Source organism: uncultured Cyclobacterium sp., assembly GCF_963976465.1.
In the GTDB taxonomy this organism is placed as follows: domain Bacteria; phylum Bacteroidota; class Bacteroidia; order Cytophagales; family Cyclobacteriaceae; genus Cyclobacterium.
Genome location: NZ_CAXBOC010000568.1, coordinates 1 through 3297 on the forward strand (window position 1 = coordinate 1; position 3297 = coordinate 3297).

General features: G+C 39.9%; 2 protein-coding genes and 1 pseudogene. All 3 read left to right on the forward strand.

All coding sequences use genetic code 11. The features are described from left to right. Nucleotides 1–144: pseudogene (locus tag AAC037_RS22275) on the forward strand (ABC transporter permease); the annotation flags it as partial. A gap of 130 nt (nucleotides 145–274) precedes the next feature. After that, entirely contained in the window at nucleotides 275–1483 is a 1209-nt protein-coding gene (locus AAC037_RS22280; protein ID WP_339905724.1) for an ATP-binding protein, read from the forward strand. 16 nt (nucleotides 1484–1499) lie between these two features. Beyond that, a complete protein-coding gene (locus AAC037_RS22285) occupies nucleotides 1500–3011 on the forward strand; it encodes a glycoside hydrolase family 32 protein (protein WP_339905726.1) in 1512 nt (503 codons plus the stop codon). Nucleotides 3012–3297 lie beyond the last annotated feature (286 nt).

Below are 3297 nucleotides of genomic sequence, written 5' to 3' on the forward strand. Positions count from 1 at the left end.
CATTTGGTGCTCTCAATTTCATTACTTGTGGCCGGGTTTTTATCAACTGCTTGGTTGGCCGGGAAAATTTATCGGATTGGAATTTTGGTTCATGGTTCCAAGGTAAATTACAAGGTGCTTTGGAAATGGTTGAAGCAAAATTAAGATCAAAGCAATACATTGTTGTCCAAAATGCCGGGTGAAATGTAGAATTTTCTGCCTTTCTAGGCAATAATGCGGGCTTTATATTGTTTCTCATTATGAACTTACTTAAGTTCGGGAACATCAAATTGCAATGAAGAAAAAATTCCAAGACCTTGCCTCTTTAGACCTCTATCAGAATAGGGAAAAAGTAAAATGGGCCATATTTGTTTTTTCCGTTGTTATAGGCTTGGGTTCAATATGGTATACCAATACCTTGGTTGAAGAGCTTAAGATCCGTGAAAAACGCCAAGTAGATTTGTACGCAGAGGCATTGGAATATGCCTCCGTAAATTCTGATAACCTGACCTTTGTTTTTCAGGTGATTATCCAAGAAAACAAATCCATTCCGGTAATTACGGTGAATGCCGCCGGGGAGCCAATGGAATATAAAAACATCAATTTCCCCTCAAATAGCACGGAAGACGAGATTAGGGACTATTTATTGGATGAGTTAGAATCCATGAAAACCTTGTATGAACCGATCAGTCTCTCAGATGATGTTTTTATTTATTATCGAAATTCTGACTTACTCACAAGATTACAATACTATCCCTATGTGCAGCTCTCTGTGATTTTGGTGTTTGGACTTCTTGCGTATGCATTCCTTAATCAAAGTAAAGTAGCAGAACAAAATAGATTGTGGGCCGGCTTGACCAAGGAAACAGCTCATCAATTAGGTACCCCTTTGGCCTCGCTCATGGCTTGGATAGATTACCTCCGAAATTCTCCTGTATTTGATGAAAACAAGGAGGTGATCCTAGAAATTGAGAAAGATGTCAATAAATTGACCGTGGTAACTGAGCGGTTTAGTAATATAGGAAGTACACCAGTTATAAAACCCGAAAATGTATACCAAGTAGTAGGGGACGCTATCAATTATTTAAGACCAAGAATTTCCAATAAAGTCAGCATTGAGCTTAATTCTCACGCTGAAAACATTTACGCCCAAATGAATAGGTCCTTATTTGAATGGGTGGTAGAAAATATTTGTAAAAATGCTGTCGATGCCATGAAAGGTCAGGGTGCTATTCATATTAATATCGTCAAAGAAAGTGAGCAATTTGTGTTTGTGGATATAGCAGACACGGGAAAAGGCATAGAAAAAAAGATGTTTACCAAAGTCTTTAATCCCGGTTTTACTACAAGAAAAAGAGGTTGGGGCTTGGGTTTGACCTTGGCCAAACGGATTATCGAAGGCTATCATAATGGACGTGTCTTTGTCAATGCTTCTGAATTAGGCAAAGGCACTTCTTTTAGAATTGTCTTGCATGGAGTCAAAGAAATGGATGAATTGCAATAAATATAAAAAGATACCTATGAATGTTAGCAAACCTGTATACGTATTTATTCTGATTTCACTGTTAGGTTTTTCTTGTACTTCCCAAGAAAAAGAAACGGATGATTTGGCCCATCAAATAGAAACCTACAATGAGGCTCATAGACCACAGTTTCATTTTAGTCCACCAGCCAATTGGATGAATGACCCCAATGGAATGGTCTTTCACAAAGGAGAATACCACCTTTTTTACCAATATTACCCGGATAGCAATGTATGGGGTCCCATGCATTGGGGACATGCCGTTTCTAAAAATCTCGTAGAATGGGAAAATCTACCTGTTGCCATAGCGCCTGATAGTCTTGGGTGGATTTTTTCCGGTTCTGCAGTTTTAGATAGTGAAAATAGTAGCGGGCTTGGTACCCAAGAAAACCCTCCTTTGGTTGCGATCTATACTTATCATGATAATATAAAGGGAGAGGCCGGAAGGATTGATTTTCAAACCCAAGGTATAGCCTTCAGTGTAGACCATGGGAGGTCTTGGGAGAAATACAAAGGAAACCCAGTTCTTGCCAATCCGGGGATAAGAGATTTTAGGGACCCCAAGGTGAGGAAGGTCGTAGTCGAAGGAAAGGAAAAATGGATCATGTCACTGGCCGTAAAGGACAAAATAAGCTTTTATATCTCACCAAACCTTATCGAATGGTCCCATATGAGTGATTTTAATCCCGAATGGGCTGCGTATGGAGGAGTTTGGGAATGTCCCGATTTGTTTCCCTTTAAAACTCAAGATGGAAAAGAAAAGTGGGTTTTATTGGTTAGCATTAATCCAGGTGGACCAAATGGAGGATCCGCAACCCAGTATTTTGTCGGTGATTTTGATGGGCAATCTTTTACCACCAATCAGAAGGAAGTCAAATGGCTTGATTATGGTACGGATAATTATGCAGGAGTAACCTGGTCAAATGTTCCCGCATCAGATGGGCGGACATTATTTATTGGTTGGATGAGTAATTGGAATTATGCCCAGGTAGTGCCCACCAAGGTTTGGCGTTCTGCCATGACCGTTCCAAGAACCTTGTCTTTGTATGAAAATAAGAATGAATTATGGTTAGCGTCCAAGCCGGTAGAGGAGTTAGAACAATTGAGGGACCAAAGTGCTACATTAGAAGGAGAGAATATAGCACTTGAACATGAATTGCTTGAAATAACCCTTAAACCAAAAGCAAGTGATTTTTCGGCTACCTTTCAAAATGGGGCGGGGGAAATGCTGGTTATAGGAAAAAAAGAGGGGGAATTATTTATTGACAGAACCAAGTCAGGCTTGACCGACTTCAAGGAAGAATTTGCTTCCATTATTAAAGCCCCATTGAAGGATTTAGAGATAAATGATATTGACATTTACCTGGATAGGGCTTCCATTGAAGTTTTTGTCAATGACGGGGCACTTGTTATGACTGCCTTGGTGTTTCCTACCGCAGCCTATACTGACCTTCAACTGAAAGGTTTCGAGACAAAGAATACACTTTATTCCCTGAAAGGGATATGGTAAAAGAAAAGGCAATATTGATGACAATATTGCCTTTTCTGTAGGTATTGTTTAAGCCAATAAATTATTTGTTCACTATTGATTGGTGGGCTAAGTGCAGGTGAGCTAGGAGAAAATAGCCCATGCATCCATCTTTGGACTTACTTAATAATATAGGTCTAATCCTTGTTAGCGCCTAGGAATGGGTACCTGTAGTCGCTGGCGCTTACAAAGGTTTCTTTGATTGTTCTTGGAGAAACCCAACGAAGCAAATTGATCATTGACCCTGCCTTGTCATTGGTTCCGGAAG